Annotated in this window: 1 protein-coding gene and 1 rRNA gene; both read right to left on the bottom strand. The window is 66.5% G+C overall.

Annotation, left to right across the window (positions count from 1 at the left end; translation table 11 throughout):
- Window positions 1-1,127, bottom strand: a 1,127-nt coding sequence (locus ABZ194_RS14930) for a hypothetical protein (RefSeq protein WP_355596301.1), incomplete at its 3' end; no start/stop codon positions are given.
- Window positions 1,128-1,581: 454 nt separating this feature from the next.
- Window positions 1,582-1,673: ribosomal RNA gene (rrf, locus tag ABZ194_RS14925) — 5S ribosomal RNA — on the bottom strand; the annotation flags it as partial.

The following is a 1,673-nucleotide window of genomic DNA, read 5'->3' as shown; positions in this document are numbered from 1 at the left end:
TAAAGGAGGCCGCCCACCACCGGGACGATCACCCTGATAAGCAGGCCGCCCACCACCGGAACGGTCATCACGGTTGTAGGACGGACGATCGCCACCGCGATTGTCGCGATACCCCCCACCCGGACGATCATCACGGTTGAACCGAGGACGGTCACCACCGTCAGGACGCGGACCGTACTGACTACGGGCCTGATCACGGTCACCATACGAACGGCGCTCGCCGCCACCCGGACGGTCATCACGGTTGTAGGACGGACGGCCACCACCGGAACGGTCGTCGCGGTTGTAGGACGGACGATCGCCACCGCGACGATCACCCTGATAAGCAGGCCGCCCACCACCGGAACGGTCATCACGGTTGAACGACGGACGATCGCCCCGATCACGCGAACCGTATGAACCGCCACGGGCCTGATCACGGTCACCGTACGAACGGCGCTCGCCGCCCCCCGGACGGTCATCACGGTTGTAGGACGGACGATCGCCACCGCGATTGTCGCGATACCCCCCACCCGGACGATCATCACGGTTGAAGGGAGGCCGCCCACCACCGGGACGGTCATCACGGTTGAACCGAGGACGGTCACCACCGTCAGGACGCGGACCGTACTGACTACGGGCCTGATCACGGTCACCATACGAACGGCGCTCGCCGCCACCCGGACGGTCATCACGGTTGTAGGACGGACGGCCACCACCGGAACGGTCATCGCGGTTGTAGGACGGACGATCGCCACCGCGACGATCACCCTGATAAGCAGGCCGCCCACCACCGGAACGGTCATCACGGTTGAACGACGGACGATCGCCCCGATCACGCGAACCGTATGAACCGCCACGGGCCTGATCACGGTCACCGTACGAACGGCGCTCGCCGCCCCCCGGACGGTCATCACGGCCGGAGGGAGGTCGTCCGCCTCCACTACGGTTGTCTCGGTAGCCACCGGTTGGGCGATCGCCTCGATCGCGGGAACCGTATGCTCCTCCTGGACGCCCTTCGCGGCGCTCGCCGTATCGGGGACCGTCTCCCGGACGCCCCCTGTCGTTGCCCGCGCGATCGCCGCGGTCGCCTCCATGACCGCCAGAACCGCGGTTTTCGCCTTCTTCGCGCCGGCCCGCGCCGTCACGCCCGTTATCACTGTTCACTTCTGGATCCATTCGTTTGCTCACTCGGCGAGCGCGTCCCGTTTCCCGAACGGGTGGGACGATTCGCTGTGCGGGCGGTCTCCGGCCGCGGGGTGCGCCCCGTTCGCTATCACTGCCCCGCCCTATGGTGGTCTGGCGCGACGAAGGCCACCCGCGGTGGGGTGGCCCGGCCCCTCCAGCCTAGCAAGCTCCTCAAACTCCGTAAGCCCTATACCGCTGCGTTCGAAGTTGATCAGAAGCAACACTCCCGATCAAAATCTAGCTCCTCAGGCCATGCCCAGGCGGTTCACCGCGTCGCCCCCGCACCGACACCCACCACACGCCCCTCCCGGGGGTCACCCCCCGCCGGGGAAACCCGCCCCTCCCCCAAGAAACCTCCCCCGGGAACGCGAAAAAGGGCCACCCCCAAGAGGGGTGACCCTTCCTCTAAAGATTGTCCGGCGGCGACCTACTCTCCCACACCGTCCCCGGTGCAGTACCATCGGCGCTGAAGAGCTTAACTTCCGGGTTCGGAATGTAACCGGGTG

The organism is Streptosporangium sp. NPDC006007 (genome assembly GCF_040614315.1).
In the GTDB taxonomy this organism is placed as follows: domain Bacteria; phylum Actinomycetota; class Actinomycetes; order Streptosporangiales; family Streptosporangiaceae; genus Streptosporangium.
The sequence above is the reverse complement of the archived record's forward strand: the minus strand, read 5'-3'. Positions and strand labels throughout refer to the sequence as shown.